General features: G+C 38.5%; 16 protein-coding genes. 8 read left to right on the top strand and 8 right to left on the bottom strand.

All coding sequences use genetic code 11. The features are described from left to right. Window positions 1-44 precede the first annotated feature (44 nt). Window positions 45-4307: a PAS domain S-box protein gene (locus BUR11_RS05005; RefSeq protein ID WP_074223702.1), complete on the bottom strand. Its 4263-nt coding sequence runs from the start codon at window positions 4305-4307 to the stop codon at window positions 45-47. A gap of 238 nt (window positions 4308-4545) precedes the next feature. Between BUR11_RS05005 and BUR11_RS05000 the strand changes: the two genes are divergently transcribed. Further along, complete coding sequence (locus BUR11_RS05000) at window positions 4546-4866, top strand: YbjQ family protein (RefSeq protein WP_074223701.1); 321 nt, start codon at window positions 4546-4548, stop codon at window positions 4864-4866. Between the two features lie 17 nt (window positions 4867-4883). On the opposite strand, the gene BUR11_RS04995 is transcribed toward BUR11_RS05000, so the two are convergent. The 4 genes from BUR11_RS04995 to BUR11_RS04980 form a co-directional block, all read right to left on the bottom strand. Continuing rightward, window positions 4884-5126, bottom strand: coding sequence for a (2Fe-2S) ferredoxin domain-containing protein (locus BUR11_RS04995; RefSeq protein WP_074223700.1), 243 nt, complete (start codon window positions 5124-5126; stop codon window positions 4884-4886). Then, window positions 5127-6380: a DUF819 family protein gene (locus BUR11_RS04990; protein WP_074223699.1), complete on the bottom strand. Its 1254-nt coding sequence runs from the start codon at window positions 6378-6380 to the stop codon at window positions 5127-5129. It lies immediately after the preceding gene. Window positions 6381-6443: 63 nt separating this feature from the next. Then, window positions 6444-7079 (bottom strand): NUDIX hydrolase, encoded by a 636-nt coding sequence (locus BUR11_RS04985; protein ID WP_074223698.1) that lies wholly within the window; start codon window positions 7077-7079, stop codon window positions 6444-6446. Window position 7080: 1 nt separating this feature from the next. Then, window positions 7081-7764 carry a bifunctional isocitrate dehydrogenase kinase/phosphatase gene (locus tag BUR11_RS04980; protein WP_143185843.1) on the bottom strand — a complete coding sequence of 228 codons (684 nt, stop codon included), beginning with the start codon at window positions 7762-7764 and terminating at the stop codon, window positions 7081-7083. A gap of 316 nt (window positions 7765-8080) precedes the next feature. Here BUR11_RS04980 and aceK point away from each other — a divergent pair, with 316 nt between their 5' ends. Together aceK and BUR11_RS04970 are read left to right on the top strand one after the other, a co-directional pair. Then, the gene (aceK, locus tag BUR11_RS04975) at window positions 8081-9808 is read left to right on the top strand and encodes a bifunctional isocitrate dehydrogenase kinase/phosphatase (RefSeq protein WP_074223696.1); all 1728 of its coding nucleotides are present in this window, start codon (window positions 8081-8083) and stop codon (window positions 9806-9808) included. A 27-nt stretch (window positions 9809-9835) separates the two neighbouring features. Further along, on the top strand, window positions 9836-11272 hold the full coding sequence (locus BUR11_RS04970) for a leucyl aminopeptidase family protein (protein WP_074223695.1): 1437 nt from the start codon (window positions 9836-9838) through the stop codon (window positions 11270-11272). Here BUR11_RS04970 and BUR11_RS04965 read toward each other — a convergent pair. The 3 genes from BUR11_RS04965 to BUR11_RS04955 all read right to left on the bottom strand — a co-directional run bounded on the left by BUR11_RS04965 (window position 11269) and on the right by BUR11_RS04955 (window position 13898). Further along, window positions 11269-12036, bottom strand: coding sequence for a TIGR02757 family protein (locus BUR11_RS04965; protein WP_074225119.1), 768 nt, complete (start codon window positions 12034-12036; stop codon window positions 11269-11271). The genes BUR11_RS04970 and BUR11_RS04965 overlap by 4 nt on opposite strands. Then, window positions 12036-12590 carry a hypothetical protein gene (locus BUR11_RS04960; RefSeq protein WP_074223694.1) on the bottom strand — a complete coding sequence of 185 codons (555 nt, stop codon included), beginning with the start codon at window positions 12588-12590 and terminating at the stop codon, window positions 12036-12038. Before BUR11_RS04960 ends, BUR11_RS04965 begins: the two co-directional genes overlap by 1 nt. A gap of 117 nt (window positions 12591-12707) precedes the next feature. After that, window positions 12708-13898, bottom strand: coding sequence for a DPBB and LysM peptidoglycan-binding domain-containing protein (locus BUR11_RS04955; protein WP_074223693.1), 1191 nt, complete (start codon window positions 13896-13898; stop codon window positions 12708-12710). Between the two features lie 206 nt (window positions 13899-14104). Here BUR11_RS04955 and BUR11_RS04950 point away from each other — a divergent pair, with 206 nt between their 5' ends. The 5 genes from BUR11_RS04950 to BUR11_RS04930 are packed head-to-tail and all read left to right on the top strand — an operon-like array spanning window position 14105 to window position 19648. Then, window positions 14105-15454: an NfeD family protein gene (locus BUR11_RS04950; RefSeq protein WP_200800382.1), complete on the top strand. Its 1350-nt coding sequence runs from the start codon at window positions 14105-14107 to the stop codon at window positions 15452-15454. Between the two features lie 28 nt (window positions 15455-15482). Further along, a complete protein-coding gene (locus BUR11_RS04945; RefSeq protein WP_074223692.1) occupies window positions 15483-15860 on the top strand; it encodes a globin domain-containing protein in 378 nt (125 codons plus the stop codon). Beyond that, window positions 15853-16584, top strand: coding sequence for a lysophospholipid acyltransferase family protein (locus BUR11_RS04940; RefSeq protein ID WP_074223691.1), 732 nt, complete (start codon window positions 15853-15855; stop codon window positions 16582-16584). The genes BUR11_RS04945 and BUR11_RS04940 overlap by 8 nt, the downstream gene beginning before the upstream one ends. After that, complete coding sequence (gatC, locus tag BUR11_RS04935) at window positions 16581-16868, top strand: Asp-tRNA(Asn)/Glu-tRNA(Gln) amidotransferase subunit GatC (RefSeq protein WP_074223690.1); 288 nt, start codon at window positions 16581-16583, stop codon at window positions 16866-16868. Before BUR11_RS04940 ends, gatC begins: the two co-directional genes overlap by 4 nt. Further along, window positions 16868-19648, top strand: coding sequence for a tetratricopeptide repeat protein (locus tag BUR11_RS04930; protein ID WP_074223689.1), 2781 nt, complete (start codon window positions 16868-16870; stop codon window positions 19646-19648). Before gatC ends, BUR11_RS04930 begins: the two co-directional genes overlap by 1 nt. Window positions 19649-19690: the final 42 nt, after the last annotated feature.

Here is a 19690-nt window from a genome sequence, read left to right as displayed (position 1 = left end):
GAAATAGGCCAACTGGTCCGAAACCTTACAAGGCAAAAGTAATGCTAAACCGACATTTCAGAGTGATCTTTACCGCTTAGATGAAAAATTAATTTTTCGTAGAGTATCTCTGGGACAAATGGCTTTGGAATAAAATCATTAAATCCTATCTCTATTAACTGATCTTTCACCTCTTGAAGTGAAGTCGCTGTCAAAGCTAAAATCGGGGTTTTTCGTTTCATTTCTTGCTGATAGGAACGAATAGATCGGGCTACTTCAAAGCCATCCAACACCGGCATTTGAAGATCCAATAAGACCAAATTAAAATCCTCATCTTTAAATTTTTCAAGAGCTTCTTTCCCATTTGAAACGATGACTAATCTTCCAACTTCCCATTTCTTTAGAAATTTTTGAATAAGAATTTGATTGACATAGTTGTCCTCTGCTACTAAGATGGATGCCTCTTGGAGAGCCTTTCCCAAATCACCTACCCCATCTTTATTTACTACCCGATGTAGTTTTCCTATTTGAAGTTTAGAAGTAAACCTAAAAACACTTCCTCCCCCTTCTCTTGCGCTCACTGAAATTTCACCCCCAAATAATTCTACCAACCTTTTAACAATTGCTAATCCCAGACCGGTACCACCGTATTTTCTAGTGGTGGAAGAAGAAGCTTGTGTGAAAGCCTCAAAAATACTTTCTCGTTTATCTTCAGGTATACCAATCCCACTATCCTCAAACCTAAATTCTATCTCCGTAAATTCATGGTCTCTATGAATTTCTTCAAGGACTATTTTTACAAACCCATGTTCGGTAAATTTAATGGCATTGGATAAGAGGTTGTTGATAATTTGACCTAGCCTGATCGGGTCACTGACCACTTGATTTGGAAGGTTTGGATCAAATTCACAATCTACTGAAACTGACTTTTCATGGGCTTGAAAACTATGAGAATGGACAATTCGAGAAACAACATTTTGAAGATCAAAAGGAACTGACTCCAACTCCACTTTACCGGAATCAATTTTATTGTAATCTAAAATATCATTAATCAGAGCCATTAAGTTCTCTGCTGAAAATTGCAAGGTTTTAAGATTCTCCAATTGATCAGGACGTGGGTTCCCTTCCACTAACAAGTGTGAAAGTCCGATCACCGCATTCATTGGGGTACGGATTTCATGGCTCATCACGGATAAGAATTGAGACTTAATCTGTGAAGCCTGCTCAGCATTTTCCTTGGCTTTCAACAATTCTTTTTGAGCCTCTTTTAGCTTGGAAATATCTCTTGCAATCCCCGTATAATAATTCTCCTTTCCATCTTTGGTTTTAACCATCTTTCCATTGGAATTGAAAACTTTGAATTCACCATTCTTATGCTTCAAACGAAATTCCAAGTATTGATTGACAGAAAGAAAATCCTCAGTGGTTTCGAGCATTTCTTGAAACTTACCCATGTCATCTGGGTTCAGAAACTCAAAAATCGACCTTCCAATTACCTCCTCTGCCTGGTAACCTAAAAACTGCTGCACATTCGGGGAAACGTATTTCAGATCAAATGACTCGGTCAAAGAGAAAATGATTTCTGTAGATTCTTCTACCAAGGTTCTGTACTTCTCTTCCGATTGTAGGAGGTCAATTTTAGCCTGGTGTTCCTCCGTAATGTCCCGAATAATACTCAAGACAAATTCCACCTCATCCCGGATAATGATAGGTCTAAAAATTCTGGAATAATACCGGCCGTTTATTTGAAGTTTAGATTCTATGATCTCCCTTTCATAATAAACCTTGTCCAACAATTCATTCACTTCCTCATAAGAGGTCAGCTGGACATCCCATAAAAACTTCCCTTCAAAATCTTCACTTGACATTCCCCAATTCTCAAAATTGGTTCCTTCTGCCACTATGTATTTCCTCTCTTTATCCAGCAAGAAGATATTGGTACCAGGTATGTTGGAAGCCAAGATTCGGTATTGCCTATCTCGCTCTTCATTGATTTCCTCAAGATTTTTTCGATCATTGATATCTTGAAAAATTCCCTCATGCAGAATAATCTCTCCTGCATCATTGAGTACATCTTGAGTCTGGTCTTCTACCCAAGTATATTTCCCATTGGCATTTCTAAACCGATAAGCTCCTGAAAATGATTGTATTCCTTTCTCAGTTTTAATCGATTTTGCTTTCTCTCTGAATTGACGTGCATCCTCAGGGTACAATAAATCCAGTATAGACTTTTTTTCTTTTAAAAGGGTCTTGGAATCATAGCCAAAGCGACTGATGTTTTCTGAGATATAAACCAATTCAAAATCATTGTTGGGGTCGGTCCTAAAAAGAATGGTTGGACTATTTTCAACAATCATTTGAGCCCTTCGAGCCAACTTTTCGGTTTCATATTTTTCAGTTAGATTTCTTAAGACAAATGAAAACCCAATTTTTTCATTTGTTTCTGAAAAAATAGTCTGGATAGAAATATCAAATGGTTCTAATGGACGGTCAAGAATTTTAATGAACACTTCATTCTTCCATAAGGAAGATTCCCCCTTTTTTATTAAAAATTCATTCAAACTCGCATCCTTGTCCTCAAATTTGAAATACTCTTTGATGCTTCCTGATATAGTTTGTTTCCCACTCTGTCCCAACAACCCTCTAGCAGCTTCATTTAAATAAATGAAATTAAGGTCTGGATCGGTCACCACAATGGGGTCGCTTACCTGCGCTAAAATTTGAGATTGAAGCAGTAAATTTTCCTCAGAGGCCCTTTTATGGGTAATATCTGTACAAAAACCTACCACTTCCACACGTTGATTGAAAAAGTGCTTCCTCGCATCTATTTCGTATTGGATCACCACCTTCTTCTTTTCAGGTGAGAGCATTACAAATTCCCCCGAAGTAGATTTATGGGTGGCAACTGTTTCTTTCAGATTATGGATAAATCCCTGTCGGTACTCTTTTTCCATGCTGTAGATCAACTTGGAAAATTTTGCATAGGTTGGGCTTTCCCCCATACCAAACATATGGGCTAAACCTCCTGAGAAATGAAAACTCTTTCTAGCAGGGATGTACCTCCAGGATCCTGACTTGGCCAGAAGCTCGGTGGTAGCAAGTAAGGTTTCATTTCTTTCTATTTTTCGAAGTAATTGGCCTCCTTGATAAGCTCCGGATAGAATATCCCCCAATTGCCTCAAAATTTGAAGTTCGTTTTCTTCTAAATAACTGGTCAAATTATCAATCTCAAGAACTAACACCCCTTTTAGTTTATGAGAGGAAATTATTGGAACTAAAATGAAAAAAGATTCCTCCGTGGATCGAATGAGTTTCACTTTTCCAAAATCCTCGGATTTTGTTGATTCTTTCACCAAGTCAACTATTGAGACTAATTGAGCATCTGGAATGGAGTATTCACCTTCCTTTTCCCATTTACTTAATATTTCGAATCCCCCATCCTCTGAATTTAAAAATAGGACAGTAGAATATCGAGCGTTCAAAAATGGACTTAAAATCTCCAAGGACTCTTGAAAGTTCTTACTGAGATCTTTTGGGTTTCCATTCAAAAGACGAGAAGAAATTTTATTGATGATATTTTCTAGTTCGAAACGTCTCTGAAGGGAAAGGTCGGTTTGAATATATTCCGTAATATCTCTAGCACTAAAAAGCACTCCTTTGATCTGAGGATGATGCTGAAGGTTTTTGGCAAAACTTTCTATGTAGACTTTTTTACCATTCCCTTGATGAACCCAAAAATCAATATTGACCTCTTGATCTGATTCCAATGCCTCCTCAAAACTCCCCTTTATTATTTCTATAATCCCTGCATCAATCAGTTCCCTAAAATTTTTCCCAAGGAGATCATTTGCATTAAATCCAAGTTTTTGACCGACCGTGGGCCCAACAAACTTATATCGCCCCTCCTGGTCTAAAACAGTGATTAAATCATGCGTATTTGTCAGAATGCTCTCCAGGTATTTTAAACTGAAATCAGATTGGGTTTCATGGGCAAAAGTGGATCGTACTCCTTTAACAATTATAAAACGATCTTGATAGCTGGATGGAAGCGGAGTAAAACTCCATTCAAATAGAAGATCTTCAACGTTTTTTGATTGAAGAGACTTTAAAAATGTAATAGGTTTTAATTCATTCCCATCGAAATAGCTTTTTAATAGCTCTATGACTTCAGGGTCTTGAACGAATTCCTTCCAATCTTCATTCAACGAATTAAAATTTGATTTAAAGAACTCGTTGAAAAAAATAATTTCCTCTGAATCGATCAAAAAAAGTGGCTCTCTTAGTTGATCAAAAAAATGGGAAATATCAAATTGTTGGAACTTTGTCATACTTTTCTTCTACTCATCTTATCATTAAGAGCTTCCCTTAATTCAAAAAATGTTAGCTAATATGGCTAAAAGAAGGCTTACAAACCAACCTCCTAAAGACTTACTTTCAATTTAACTATAAATTCTTGGCTATTACTAATTAGTCTTTTCCAACAAAAAGTCAAAAAAGAAAAACCTCGATCAGATTTAATTCGTGATAAAATGACAATTAATAAGTTTATAAATCAAAATTCAATCTATGATCATTTCAACCACCCCAAATCTTGAAGGCTATCAAATCACGGAATACTTAGGAATTGTTTCTGGGGAAACAATCATTGGCGCCAATGTTTTTAAAGATTTTTTCGCAAGCATCACTGACATCGTTGGAGGAAGAGCATCTTCCTACGAGCAAGTTTTACGTGAAGCAAAAGCTACAGCAACTTCAGAAATGGAAATGCAAGCTCGTGCTTTTGGGGCAAATGCAGTAGTAGGAATCGACTTGGATTATGAAACCATCAGGGATGGGATGCTCATGGTCACTGTCAGTGGTACAGCAGTAAAAACCACAAAATTGTAACATCAGGTCCTGAGATTTCAGGACTTTTTTATTTGCTGGGTAACTTTCTCGAGATCCGCTTTTTTGCAAACAAATTCACCAACAATAACCACTGGTGCTGATTTACAAAAATCCATGCATTTGGTTTTGATCAACTTGCATTGACCTTTTAATTCTGAAGACTTAAGCTCTTTGGCTATTTCCTTATTCAGAATTTTCGAACCTGCTTTTTTACAATCAGATCCCCCGCACACAAAAACAAGTTTTCTTTTGGATTCCATTTAACCTCCTGATACAGCCTGCATCATTAAACCACATAAATAAGCGCCGTAAGTACCCGCAGCATATCCTAATACTGCCAGCAGTACTCCTACTGGTGCTAACGAAGAATCGAAAGCTGAGGCTACAATCGGAGCTGAAGCTGCTCCTCCCACATTGGCCTGGGATCCAACTGCCACATAAAAAAACGGGGCTTTGATAAAATAGGCGACCAGCAGCATAATCAGGATATGAAAAAACATCCATAAAATCCCTATTAAAAAAAGAATAGGTGAATCCAATACTGCTCCTAAATCCATTTGCATCCCAATCGATGCTACCAAGATGTATAATAAAACACTGCCCATCCTAGAGGCTCCTGCCCCTTCTAAATTTCTAGCTTTGGTGAAAGAAAGGAGCAAGCCAACTGTAGTGGCAATCACCACAATCCAAAAGAAGGCTGAATCCAATGAATATTGGCTTAATTGAGGATAATTTTCTCCGATAAATGGAGCAATGGCATCAGCTATCAAATGAGAGAATCCGGTCACCCCAAATCCAACTCCAAGAATCAACATGGTATCAGCCAAATTGGGGATTTTCATGATCCCGGCCCTAAACTCTGCAATTTTATCTCGAAGCTCATAGATCGCAGAACTGTCCGCTTTAAACTTTTTGTCGAATACTTCTGGTTTGGCAGCCCAATACAACAAAACAGCCATCCATAGGTTGGCAACCAATACATCCACGGCAATCATCTGACTAAACAAAGAAGGGCTTGCTCCAAAAACTTCCAGCATGGCGGTCTGGTTTGCTCCTCCTCCTATCCAGGAACCAGCAATGGTCGCTAACCCCCTCCAAATCTCATCGGGCCCGCTCCCTCCCAACAGTTCTGGTTGGATAAAACCTACTGTAGCCAATGCTAGAGGTCCTCCAATCATAATTCCAAATGTACCTGCCAAAAACATAGTCAAAGCCTTAGGCCCTAACTTCAATATGCTTTTTAAATCAATGCTTAGGGTAAAAAGTACCAATGAGGCAGGTAATAAATACCTACTCGCTACCCTATAAATTCCTGAACTTTCCCCTGAGATCCACCCAAATGAATTAAATAAGGCTGGTATAAAGTAACACAGCAAGACTGTAGGAACTACTTTATAAAACTTTCTAAAAAAACGATTCTCACTAGCAGATGTAGCAAATACAATAGCCAAAATAGCCATCAAAATCCCAAAAACTACTGCGTCATTTGTAAATAAAGGGCTGTGTTCTTCCATGCTTCGAAATACGGAGTGATTTTCAATAATACCTATAATAAACTTGAGAAAAACACCGGCAGGTTATTTTCCTTTCTCTAAAATTTGAAGCAATTCCCCTAAAATCATCGCTGTAGCTCCCCAAACCACTTCTTGATCAATGTCAAAATAGGGCGTATCTAATCTAAATGACTTACTGATTTCAAGGGTTTTCTGCTTTTTAACCTCCGGGCTAGTCAAATGCCTCACCGTTGTTTGAATGATTCTTTCAACTTCCTTTTCCTCGGGTATAAAATTCGGCTTGAGGGTAGAAAATCCAATAACAGGGGTAACCAAAAAATTACTGGGAGCTATGTAAAGGTCTGTCATGGTTCCAATTACTTCCACCTTATCAGGGTTCACTCCCACCTCTTCAGATGCTTCCCTCAAAGCAGTATGGATCAAATCAGGATCTTCCTCTTCCATTTTACCTCCAGGTAATGCAATTTGTCCACTGTGCACTCCCTCATATACAGGCCTTTTGATCAATGGAAAAAAAGCTTCTCCTTGATCTGGATAAAAAAGAAGAAGTACTGCACCCTTCCTGTGATTTTTAGGTCGTTCTGGGTTAAACCGCGCCATATTGATAGGCCTTGGGGACATGACCATATGAGCATCTATTCCTGGAAGTGGATTTTTTAAACCAGATTTTAGAATTTCTATGACTTCAAGAAACTCCATTTCAACTCAGGTCAACTTTCTTAATCTTGTTATTTATATAGGACTCAGGAGCATATTCTGAGGCCACCTTGTTCAACTGATACCGATGGAGTTGGTGAGTATCTAAATCAATAATCCAAGCCATGGGCCTAAATCCAGCCTCTTCTTGAAAATACCCAAACACGACAAAATTGGTGTTATTTAACCACAAGCCTTCCTCAAACATACCAGATGGACCCATAAATAACAGACGTTCCTTCATCCCATCCTCCCGATACCAAATTACTTCGGAATCAGGGTTTAAAAATGGTGAGTCCAATCCTTCTTGGGCTTCCACTTTATAGCTATATATATCCATGGTTCCATTCCCTTCTGGATGTGGGATTTGGTAAGGAAAAAGAGGGTCTCCTGGTAAAATTGGATTTTTCTCCGGCATTTCCATTGGATCAATAGAATCTGTCTGAATTAAAGAAAAATCAATTCCCTCAAAATTTCCAATTTGCTCCATCCAATGAGATTTCCAGTCGGACTTTTCTCCAAGCCCAAATTCCAAGAAACTTCTCAACTTTCTTGATTCCTCCTCATCAACATTCCTATCAGGTATTGCCCCTTCAGATTCAGAATCAGAACTTTCGCAGGAATAAAAAAAACCTGTTAAGGCCATTAATACGAGGATTCGAAGTGTATAGGAAATAGATACTTTCATAGAAATCTTGTAGCAGAAGTTGAAACTAATCTAGAGTTAGTAAAAAACAAAAAAGGCCTGGATAAAATCCTGGCCTTTTCCTGCTCTCAAACCTATTAAACCTATTGTAGATATTCAATTCATGAATACTTGCGAAAAGTAGAAAATGTTTTCATATCCTCCAAACAATCGATTGCGAAAGATTTTCAAAATTTTATTTCCTCCCCTATTTTTTATGTTAAAGGCCTAAAAATCAGGACAAATAATCTATTTCAAATTTAAAATATTTTTATCCTTAGTATCTTGTTCAAATCTATTTCGGCAATAATCTTTAAGCATGACAAAAAACCTTGATAAACAGGTAGCACATAAAATTTTAGATGGGTTCAATACTTACATTCACTCTTTCAACACTTATACCAGGTTAACTCCAAAATATTTTAGTGAAAGAAATTGGAAAGCAATCCAACTCAATCATAAACAGCGACTTCGTTTATATAAGGATTTACTGTTTCCTTTGGCGGCTACCTGTAAAGACTTAATGGGAGAAAAAAGTACAGACCGAGTACTCTGGGCAACAATTAAAACTCATTACACCACCTTAATCGCTGATAAACCTGAATTGGAAATCGCAGAAACTTTTTTCAATTCGGTGATTCGCAAAACCTATGAAAATATTTCTATTGATGAGGAACTCATGTTTGTGATGGAAGGCCATGACTTTTGTAGCATAAGAGAAAACTCTGATTTGATCCGAGATTATCCTGAAGGGTTAGGGCTGGATAAAATCATCCGGCAGATATTAGATGACTTCGACTTTGGCGTTCCATTTATGGATAAGGAAAGGGACATTCAATTCCTGATTGAAGGAGTCCAAAAAGTTATTCTTACCCGTTACAACATTGATCCCGAAACTAGGACCCAAATCTTGAAGTCTGTTTTCTATAGAAATAAAGCAGCTTATTTAATAGGAAGGACCTTTGTCGGAAAGAAATGGATGCCTTTTATTATTCCTGTTCTCAATGGAAAAAAAGGGTTGTTTGTAGATACGCTGATTTTTGACCCTAACCTCATGAGTCATATTTTTAGCTTCACCAGGTCCTATTTTATGGTGGAAGCTGAAGTTCCCTCTGAGATTGTTGCCTTTCTAAGCTCAGTAATTCCCCATAAAAAAATCCATGAATTGTATAATGCCATCGGATTTAACAAACATGGAAAGACCCTTTTTTATAGGGATTTTCTACATCACCTTGATCATCGTACGGATCAGTTTGTAATAGCCCCTGGAATCAAAGGCATGGTTATGACGGTGTTCACCCTCCCATCCTTAAACATTGTTTTCAAATTGATCAAAGATCATTTTGAGCCTCCTAAAAATATGACACGTCAAGAAGTGAGGGAAAAGTACAAGCTTGTTTCCCTTCATGACAGGGTCGGAAGAATGGCTGACACCCATGAATTTGAATATTTTAAAATACCCAAAGATCGAATTAGCCCCGAATTGCTTACTGAACTTCGAAATACAACCAACTCCTTATTGAAGTTTACGGACACCCATTTGATATTAAAACATCTCTATACGGAGCGAAAAATGGAACCCTTAAACCTATATCTGGAACATTGTGATACGGAAGAAGGTAAAAAAGTGGTCGAAGATTATGGAAGAGCAATTCTGCAACTGGCTCAGGCCAATATTTTCCCTGGGGATATGATGACCAAGAACTTTGGTTTGACCAGGCAAAAACGGGTTATATTCTATGATTACGATGAAATTGAGTTTCTGACGGACATGAATTTCAGAGTCAAGCCGAAAGCGGAAACTTATGAACAAATCTATGCTCCTGAACCCTGGTATTCTATCGCAAAAAACGATGTATTCCCTGAAGATTTTAAAAGATGGATGATTGGAAGAAAAGATTTAAAGGAACATTTTTTAACCTACCATGAAGACTTATTTTCGCCAGAATATTGGCAAGAGGTCCAAAAACGGATACTAAAAGGTGAACTGATCCATGCCTTCCCTTACCCGGAAGAAATCCGTTTTAGACCTGAACAAAGCATATAATTTATCTCCTCCTAGTCGCTAGTAACCATGAATTTTTATATCCAACCCATCTCATCAAAAAGCCAAGGTCTGAAAGTTATCCCCGTCCAAGAAGATTTACTGAATCAAACTCTTCAAGAACATGTGGGAATACCGGTCAACCCTTCCTTATTTTCAGGCAAAAAAGACAGTACTTTTTTAGTCGAGTCCAAGCAAGATATACTCCTGTTAATCGGATTAGGAAAGCAGTTTGAATCTTATGAGGTTGAAACCTGTTTTCGAAGAGTTTTGGCAAAAAACAAGGATTTGGTGAAGGATCAAATCATTTTAGAATTTCCGGATTCTTGCAATAAGGAATTAATTGAAAGTGCATTGATAGGCTTTCAACTTGGATCTTATTCCATTGGATTTTATAAAAAAGAAAAACCCAGGGAGTACCTAGGCCTACAAGTGGAAATAAGAACCAACCATCCTGAAATTGAAGGAATTTTATCCAGGGCAGGAAAAATTGCCAAGGCAAAAATGGAAGGATTTAAATTGGTCGATTTGCCTCCTAATGTTCTTACTCCTGAATACTTGGCAAACTGGGCAAAGGAATGGGCTAACAAACCAAATTCGAAAACAATCATTTTTGATCAAAAGAAAGCAGAAGAAACAGGCCTGAAAGCATTTTTAGCAGTGGGAAGAGGAAGTGCTAAACCACCTAAATTCATCATCATGGAATATCGCCATCCCAATGCAAAATTCCACTTAGGGCTAGTAGGGAAAGGAGTCACCTTTGATACCGGAGGGCTTAATATCAAAACTTCTGGAATGGTAGATATGAAATCCGACATGGGAGGAGCTGCAGGAGTTTTAGCTGCCTCTCAACTGATTGCCGATTTAAAGCTTGAAATAAACCTAACCACCATTGTTCCATCTGTGGAAAATGCAGTTGATAAAGAAGCATATCTACCAAGTGAAATCATCGGCTCACATTCGGGTTTAAACATAGAAGTAATAGATACAGATGCAGAAGGAAGGCTGATCCTAGCCGATGGTCTATCCTACATGGTTTCAACTTATCAACCGGATCATCTATTGGATTTAGCAACCTTAACTGGAAGTGCATTAGGAACATTTGGATATGAGTGCGGAGCACTTTTTTCTAATAATGAAAGTTTCTCTTCTCACCTTCAAGAATCTGGATTGAGAAGCGGAGAAAAAGTTTGGCCTCTTCCCATCTGGGATGCCTACAGATCTGAAATGGACAGCGAAATAGCAGATATTAAAAATTACCATGGCAAACCTTATGCAGGAGCTATTACGGCAGCAAAATTTCTGGAAGCTTTCATTCACAAGCATCCCTCCTGGGCCCATATCGATATCCCTGGGGTTTCATTTAAAGATTCAGAATTTGCAAAAACCAAAACCGGCACTGCATTCGGAATGGGATTAATTTTAGATTTTGTGGAAAAAAAGATCAAGGAATTCAAAACGCCTTAAAATTTCTCTTCTATTCCTAAGCCAAAAAGTGCAAAATCATATTTCACCGGATCCTTTGCATCAAATTCCCTCAGCCTTTCAGTGAGTTCTATGGCAGTCAACCAATCGGTTTGTTTTCTGGTAATCAATCCTAACTTCCGCCCCACTCTATCTACGTGGAGATCACAGGGACATATGAGTTGAGAAGGCTGAATCTGGTTCCAAATCCCGAAATCTACTCCCGAATCATCCTTACGAACCATCCAACGTAAATACATATTGATCCTTTTACATGCTGCTTTTCGAGCTGGGGTGGCAATATGCTTTCTGGTTCTTTGAGGGGCTTCTGGAAGATGGAAGAAAAAGTCATGAAATGATTTCAACATGGGCTCCATGGCCTCATCCCCTTCTTTCCATCCTAACAAAAATGCTTCTTCGAGAGAGCGATGATTTTTATAAAACCAACTTAAAAAATGAATGAAATACAGGGTATCAATATCATTGAAGGTACGGTGTTTAAAGTTTAAAAACGGCTTCAAGTCCTGTTCCTGATGGTGGATTAAAAAGTCATGAGGAGCATGATCCATCAGTTGAAACAGTTCCTTGCACTTATTAATAATGGTCTTTCGCTGGCCCCAAGCCAAAATAGCGGCGAAGAAACCAGTGATTTCAATATCCTCCTTTTTGGAATAGTAATGGGGAATCGACACTGGATCATTTTCAATAAAACCGGGCTGGTTATATTGAACTACTTTTTCATCTAAGAATTCCTTCAGATGATGCATCAAAGTGCAACTTTCACTTCTCCTCCTTGCGTTCCGTCAAACCATTTGAAGGAAAGTTCATTGTCCACCTTTTCGGAAACATGCCAGTCAAAACATTTAATATTCGTCAATGGCTTTAAGGTATCTGCATCAGGATTATAAAGACAAATATCAAAATCCGGTAAGTTTTTGGATTCCGTACTATTCCATTTTTCAAGAAGAAAACCTTCTTCTAAAATCCTGACTTTATTTCCAAACACATAATCACTTAAGACGGTAGGCACTCCATCTTTCCTCCTCAATTTGAAACCAGAGGGTCCGAACATAATTTGTTTGCAGAGTTTAGCCTCCAATAAGTCGTTGGAAAAAGGAAGCGTTTCCCATTCCTCCTCTTTCAATACCACTTTGGATCCTTCTGGTTTCAATCGTGTAAGGAATCTGGAGAGTAGTGAAAACAAATACGTTAGGCCAATAAAAAGTAATCCAAAGCTTGCCAAGATCGGATAGGAAATGACAAAAATGGCATTCCAGATAAAGCGAAAGATGTGGTGGAAAATGAGTTGAGCCTTATTCATCAGCCACAAAATTAGCCCTCTATAAAGTATAATCAAAAAATATGGACCAAATGAGGGAAATTAAAAACCCCGACAAGGCCGGGGTTCATTGATAAATTCTTTTCCTAAAAAGTCCTTTTAGTACATGACTTCTACAGGGAATCTTGGATTCACGGCTTTCAGTTGATCATAAGCCGCTTGAGATAACTTGATTACCAGTTTGCTATTATCTCCCGTCTCAGGAAGTGTTCCCACCACTCTGGCAAAAATAGTTACGTCGTTTTCTTCATTTTTAATTCTCATGATCGTCCCAACAGGAGCCGTTCTATGAAGTACCAAATATTTTTTATGACCTCCAGTCCCTTCGATCAATTCAGCCTGTCCAGTTTCCTTAATGTTTTTAAAACCTCCGGAAGCATTATCTGGATTGGCGGGGATGTTCATTTCATCTGCATCGGAAACCACTCTTGGTGTCCCAACAATTGGCACTGTAGAAGGACCTACTTCTCCTCTACCCACTTTCAGGGTTTGTCCTACTCGAACATTATTGGAGGTTAAAGCATTCCAGGTAATCAAATCTTCCACTCTTGCTTGGTATTGATTGGCAATGGAAAATAACGTTTCACCAGATTTCACCTCATGGGAAACCCATTCTCCAGGTGCAATAGGCACTGCATTTTCCGCAGCCTTTTTCTCTGCCACTTCTTTCAATTCAACTTTTTCAGGTGCAGGAGCTGGCTTTTCAGCTTCCTTTTCAACCACTTTTGGCTTTTCAGACTCCATTTTTTTCACGGGAGCAGAAGTAGTAGTGTTGGTGGTAGTGACTACTGCAACTTCCGTCTTTGGGCTTTCTTGAACCACTGGTTCCACTTTGGGTTGAGCTGCCGCAACTGGCTTTTTAATAATAAGCGCTTGCCCCACGCTTAAGTCATTTCCTTTCAACTCATTCCATTGCATCACCTCACTCACAGTCACTCCATATTTTTTTGAAATGGAGAAAAGGGTCTCTCCAGGGACTACTTTATGAAGACTTGCCCCATCAGGAATTTCGGATTTAGCAATAAATGGAACCCGAATCGTCTGACCAATCTTCAGTCCTTGCTTTAGAACCGCATTTGACTCAATAATTTCACTTACCGGAGCTGCATAACGTCTACTAATTCCGAAAAGAGTTTCTTTAGGCTCTACAGCGTGAAGGATATAAGTCTTGTCACCAACTCTCTCCACTCCTACTGAATCTATACTTGTCATTTCTGAAGCAAGGGAAGCACTTGAAATCATTAGAAAACCTGAGAATATGGCTACATGGAATCTAGATCCGAAAATCATAATACGTGTTGGGATTGAATAATTGATGTATTCTAAATACAAGATTAATTTCGATTTGCAGTAGAAACAAGAATTATGCTAGAAAACAATAATCCTGTGATTAATCTTGAGAATACAAAGATGAGATTTTTTAAACCAAAGTTGGTAAAAACAGCAGTTTCCGCTGCCTTTTCGTATATTTTCCTTGCAATTGCGTACAAATCTATATGAAGACCCTAATTAGACATCTCTTTACCTTACTAGTCTTTTTCCCTTTGCTCTTAAAAGCTCAAGACCAAGCTGTAAATACCGTATTTACATTTAAAATCGATGAGGACATTGACCCTGCCATGAATCGAAAAGTGAAGTTGGCACTAGAACAGGCAAAAGAAGCGTCTGCAGATCTTATCATCATTGAAATGGATACCTATGGAGGGGCAGTCAATGATGCCGATGACATCAGAACTATGATCTTGGAATCCTCCATTCCTGTTTATGTTTTTATCAATAAGGATGCTGCGTCAGCTGGAGCTTTAATCTCCATTGCCAGTGATAAAATATTTATGGCCCCTGGGGGAAGTATTGGAGCAGCCACCGTGGTAAATGGCATGGATGGAGCCGCTGCACCGGACAAATATCAATCCTACATGCGGTCCATGATGAGAAGTACGGCTGAAGCCAAAGGGCGTGATCCAAAAATTGCGGAAGCCATGGTAGATGAGAATATAGAAATCGAGGGGATAAGTGAGGCTGGTTCTGTGATTACATTTTCCGTTTCGGAAGCAAAAAAATATGGATTTTGTGATGGAGAGTATAATTCAATGGATCAACTTATTCAAGATCAAAATCTTTCAGATGCCAACCTCATTTCCTATCAAACCGACTTTACCGAAAAAATCATTGCTTTTTTTCTTAGTCCAGCGGTGAGTGGTTTTTTAATCCTCATCATCATAGGTGGAATCTATTTTGAATTGCAAACACCTGGAGTAGGTTTTCCTTTAGTAGCATCTTTGATTGCAGTCGTATTGTATTTTACTCCCTATTATTTAAATGGCTTAGCCGACAACTGGGAAATCATTGTTTTTGTTGCGGGAATTATTCTCTTGGCGCTAGAGCTTTTTGTCATTCCCGGTTTTGGGATTTTTGGAATTCTGGGGATCACCTGTATCCTTTCCGGATTGGTATTGGGCATGCTCCCCAATGAAAACTTTGACTTTGAATTTGTCCCAGCCTCTGAATTATTTACCGCCTTACTGACGGTGATCTTGGCGGCTATTGCATCTGTGGGGATCGTTTTTTGGCTCACTCCAAAGGTCAATGAATGGAAGGCATTCAGTGCCATTTCCCTAGCTGGAACCCAACAAAAACGAGATGGTTATACTTCCAGTTTCTATTCAGAGAGTTTACAAGGACAAAAAGGGATTGTTCATTCCAGACTGCGACCTAGCGGAAGGGTGGAAATTGAAGGTGAAATTTATGATGCCTATTCCAGGGGAGAATTTATAGACAAGGGAGAGCCCATCATTGTCATTTCGACGGAAGGAACTTCTCTGAAAGTCAAAAAATCAGAGGCTTAAACTTTTTGGAATTCCTTAAGTTTGCAGCATGAATCCATTTCAGTCTGTTTATGAAGAGATAGGAGAAGAAAAAATCCGTCATCTCTCCCACTTATTTTATTTAGAAGTTAAAAAAAATGAAGCATTAAGAAGCCTGTACCCTGAAAAGGATCTGGCTCCTGCAGAAGAACGTCTTTTTTTATTTTTACTTCAGGTTTTCGGAGGACCTCAGACCTACTCCGAACAAAGAGGGCACCCAAGATTGAGGATGAGGCATCTTAATTGGAAGATCGATAGCAAAATGAGAAACCACTGGCTCAATGCCATGATGACTGCTATAGATCAAATGGACCTAGATCCTAATGTCAAAGAGTTGATGCTGGGATACTTTATCAAAGTGGCCAACCATATGATCAATCATGAATAAGATTTTGAGAAGAATTTATTCAGGATATGCAGGGCTTCTTTTTATCATAAGCTTTATTCTGATTTTCCCTTTTATACTGATCTGCATATGGATTCCAGGTTTCAAAAAATTTGGAAGAAAGATCAATCGATATTGGGCCAGAGTATATTTCTCTTTGATTTTCCTGCCTGTTAAAATCGAGAATAGAGCTAAAACAAAAAAGGGGCAACCTTATATTTTCGTAGCAAACCACTTCAGCTACTTAGACATTCCCATGATGGGATTTATTCCCGGAGATGTTCAGTTTGTGGGAAAAGCTTCTATCAGAAAAGCTCCATTATTTGGTTATTACTTCAAACAGTTACATATCGCAGTGGATCGTGAGCGACTTAAAAGCCGAGCGGAAACTATGAGAAGATCTATTGCTGCCATTGAGCATGGAAGTGGATTGATCATTTTCCCGGAAGGAGGTATTTACACCAAAAACCCTCCTCAGATGATTCCTTTTAAAATCGGAGCATTCAAAATTTCCATATCCAAACAAATCCCCATTATCCCGGTCACTTTATCTTATAATCATATAATTTTGCCTGATGACGGTAAGTTATTACTAAATTGGAGGCCTGCAAAAATGGTGATCCATGAAGTGATCTTACCTACTGAGGAAGACACTGAGGAAACCTTGAAACAAAAATGTTTTAATGTCATTCAGAATCAATTGAATTTAGATGCCGAAAACTTATGAGAATCGATAAAACCACCATCAAAAAAATCTCTCATTTAGCCAGATTGGAATTTGATGAAAACAGTGCTGAAAAAATGTCTCGGGACATGAGTCAGATTTTGGACTGGGTAGAACAGTTGAATGAAATAAACACGGACAATATAGAACCTTTAACCACTATGTCTTCAGAAGTAAATGATATGAGAGAAGATGTCAGTGGCACACATTTAAATCATGAAGCTGCTTTAAAAAATGCTCCAAAAAGAGATGCAGAATACTTTAGAGTTCCGAAAGTATTAGAATAATGAGTCTAAAAAATTCAAATCAAGGCTATCAAATTTCCAGTCTACTTGCCCTCCTACTTCTGATAGCTGGAGGGCTTTTTGCACTTTATTACTTGGTATTGGACCCCATGCCTTATGAGGTGATAGAAAGTGCAACATTTTTGGACAGGATTGCCGTGCCATTTGATTGGGTTCAAATAGGGCCGCTTGCCTACCCTATCAACATTGACAACTTTTTGATTTTTCAGGAATTTCATTCCTTACCCATGGCAATTAATCCAATGGAGTCCTATTTCTTTTTTGGATTGGTCTTTCTAATAGCCTCCTCTTTTTTGACCATGCTCTCGGGATTCAATAAAATGGCAATTGTAGCTGGAGGGATCGGTTGGATCGTATTGGTTACACTTTGTAATTTCAATGGGTTAAATATCGGGGGAGCTAGTGCTAATTTACCCTTGATCATTGTTTTAGTGGGTTCTTTGGTTCCTGTTATTTTTCTTCATATCTGGGGTCAGAATTTATCATTTATCCTTAAATGGTTGATCACTACCATGAGCTTTGGGCTGGCCATTTTTATCTTGGTTAAGCTTAGTCCCATCACCCAACCAATCCTATTTATTTCAGAGTATTCAACAGTTATGGCCTTGGGTTTATGTATTGCCTGGATATTTTGGAATGGACATAGTTTTGTTTCAGGAATCTATATTCTTTTGGCAAGAACGAATAAGGACTTAGGCATGAAAATCTCCTACCAAATGGGGATTATTTCTATAGGATATCTTGCCACACTTTTTCTATTGTTTATGGAGATGACAGGAGATTTAGTCACTCCATTTTTCGGATTTTCTCCCCTATATCTATTAATTCCGGTTGGAGCATTGGGATGGGTATCTTTCAATTCAAAAATCAACCAAATACCGAAGTTGGCTGCAGATGGAAAAACCCTAAAAATACTCCATCTCTTAGGTTTTGGACTGACCTTATGGCTTTGCTGGAAACTTATTATAAGCGGAAATCAACCGGGCGAAGAACTGGTAAAGCATCTATTTCTCTATAGTCAGATAGGATTTACACTCTTCTTTATCGTATACCTTTTTAGTAATTTTTTGTCCATCATGGATTCTGGAAAGGCCATTGATGAAATTCTTTATAAACCGTATTCGCTCCCCTATTATCATCTTCGGATTGGGGGCTTAATGGCAATCTTGGTGCTGACCATCTATGCAGAAGGGATCATCTCGGTTCAGCTGAATGCCCTGACGAATAATATAATGGGAGATTATTATTACCAATCAGGTCAACAGCTGGAAGCAAGTATTCTCTATGAAAACTCCTGGGCTAAATACAGAAAAAACAACAAGGCAAAACACCTCACTGCACAGCTCCTGTTTGAATTGAACCAACCTACCTTGGCGAAGCAACATTTGGAAGAGAGTTTTGCAGAATATCCCCAAGTAGATAATATCATCCTTTTAAGTAATCGATTACATCGGGAAGACAAACTGTTTGAATCGATCTTTTACTTGGAAAAAGGGCTGGATATGTTTCCTTCCAATCCTTATTTAGCCAATAATCTCGCGCTTTTCTATGTCAAGATAAACCAGGAAGAAAAAGCCGTGCAAACACTGGAGGAACATGCTCAAAACCATCCTACCCTGCTATCTAATTTATCGGCTTTGCGGACAAAATTGGGCTTCAAGGGTGAAATGAATGAAAATCCAGCAGACTTAATTGGACAAATCAATCAGTTGGCATTGAACAATGCGTCCGCCAATTTATCCAGTAATGCGTTAAAAAGTGCCATCAAATCCGGTTTAGAAAAAGAACAAAGCCCCATGCTCCTCCATGCAGGCTGGAGAAATTTACTTTCGGATAGAGACCGATCCGACCCTAGCCAGGAACTGACCTTTTTGGATAGCCTCAGTAAGCAGCCAGAAATGGCAGATTATTTAATGGATATCCAGGAAACAGCGGTCATCAGAAGTTTAGGTGCAGGAAGAATCTCTGAAGCAGTCAAAAATTTGAATGGCTTAGCGTTTAGAAACCCAGGTTCTGCAGGTTATTATTTAAATCTTTCTTCTCAGGTATTAGCTCAAAACCTTGATTTCAAAAAAGCAGCTAGAGAGTTGATTGTGGCTGAAGAAAAAGGCTTCAAGGCATTTCAACCCCACCATATCGCGATTTTGCTTCTCTCAGGATACAATGGGAATGCCGAAGAAATCAAAACTGAATATCAAGTTATTTCGCCTGAATTTTTATCAGAATCAGCCGGGATCAGCAAACAGTATTTTGACTTGATCAAAAACCTTCATGAATCATTCCCTCAACGCTTATTTTCTGAATGGAAATCATTCCCTGATTCTGAATTAAAATTAGATCTGTCTGTTAGACTCCTTAGTTACAAGGCCCATGGTTTGGAAGTAAATCAAATCCAAGAAGTTGGAACCTATTTAGCAGGCCATATTGAAAACAGGGAAGAATTAGCAAAATTCCTTGCCGATCCAAACTGGCAAAAGGAGGAAACCTTGACATCTTTCACTCATTGGCTGGGACTTGGCGAGGAATTAACGGCTAATCCTTATTTCACTCCTTTGGTATTAGCTGCTGCAGAAAGGATTAATGATCCACTCACTCAATATGAATTATTGAATGATATATCTCAGTTTAATCATGATCCTTTATTATGGATCCGGAAAATACAGGCTGCGAGAAGGATTAACCTGGATAATTATGCTGATGATGCATTAGCAAAACTGAGGGAATGGGTGTCTGATTCTGAACTGGAAAAACTTAATTTTTAAACTTAGCCATATATTTCACGTAATTTCACTAGTCTACTTTTA

Source organism: Algoriphagus halophilus, assembly GCF_900129785.1.
GTDB lineage: Bacteria > Bacteroidota > Bacteroidia > Cytophagales > Cyclobacteriaceae > Algoriphagus > Algoriphagus halophilus.
This window is presented reverse-complemented; position numbering and strand designations above follow the sequence as displayed.

Excerpts from the sequence above, each read along its gene's own strand:
- BUR11_RS05005 (WP_074223702.1), bottom strand. The coding sequence starts at position 4,307 with ATGACAAAGTTCCAACAATTTGATATTTCCCATTTTTTTGATCAACTA.
- BUR11_RS05000 (WP_074223701.1), top strand. The coding sequence starts at position 4,546 with ATGATCATTTCAACCACCCCAAATCTTGAAGGCTATCAAATCACGGAA.
- BUR11_RS04995 (WP_074223700.1), bottom strand. The coding sequence starts at position 5,126 with ATGGAATCCAAAAGAAAACTTGTTTTTGTGTGCGGGGGATCTGATTGT.
- BUR11_RS04990 (WP_074223699.1), bottom strand. The coding sequence starts at position 6,380 with ATGGAAGAACACAGCCCTTTATTTACAAATGACGCAGTAGTTTTTGGG.
- BUR11_RS04985 (WP_074223698.1), bottom strand. The coding sequence starts at position 7,079 with ATGGAGTTTCTTGAAGTCATAGAAATTCTAAAATCTGGTTTAAAAAAT.
- BUR11_RS04980 (WP_143185843.1), bottom strand. The coding sequence starts at position 7,764 with ATGAAAGTATCTATTTCCTATACACTTCGAATCCTCGTATTAATGGCC.
- aceK (WP_074223696.1), top strand. The coding sequence starts at position 8,081 with ATGACAAAAAACCTTGATAAACAGGTAGCACATAAAATTTTAGATGGG.
- BUR11_RS04970 (WP_074223695.1), top strand. The coding sequence starts at position 9,836 with ATGAATTTTTATATCCAACCCATCTCATCAAAAAGCCAAGGTCTGAAA.
- BUR11_RS04965 (WP_074225119.1), bottom strand. The coding sequence starts at position 12,036 with ATGCATCATCTGAAGGAATTCTTAGATGAAAAAGTAGTTCAATATAAC.
- BUR11_RS04960 (WP_074223694.1), bottom strand. The coding sequence starts at position 12,590 with ATGAATAAGGCTCAACTCATTTTCCACCACATCTTTCGCTTTATCTGG.
- BUR11_RS04955 (WP_074223693.1), bottom strand. The coding sequence starts at position 13,898 with ATGATTTTCGGATCTAGATTCCATGTAGCCATATTCTCAGGTTTTCTA.
- BUR11_RS04950 (WP_200800382.1), top strand. The coding sequence starts at position 14,105 with ATGAAGACCCTAATTAGACATCTCTTTACCTTACTAGTCTTTTTCCCT.
- BUR11_RS04945 (WP_074223692.1), top strand. The coding sequence starts at position 15,483 with ATGAATCCATTTCAGTCTGTTTATGAAGAGATAGGAGAAGAAAAAATC.
- BUR11_RS04940 (WP_074223691.1), top strand. The coding sequence starts at position 15,853 with ATGAATAAGATTTTGAGAAGAATTTATTCAGGATATGCAGGGCTTCTT.
- gatC (WP_074223690.1), top strand. The coding sequence starts at position 16,581 with ATGAGAATCGATAAAACCACCATCAAAAAAATCTCTCATTTAGCCAGA.
- BUR11_RS04930 (WP_074223689.1), top strand. The coding sequence starts at position 16,868 with ATGAGTCTAAAAAATTCAAATCAAGGCTATCAAATTTCCAGTCTACTT.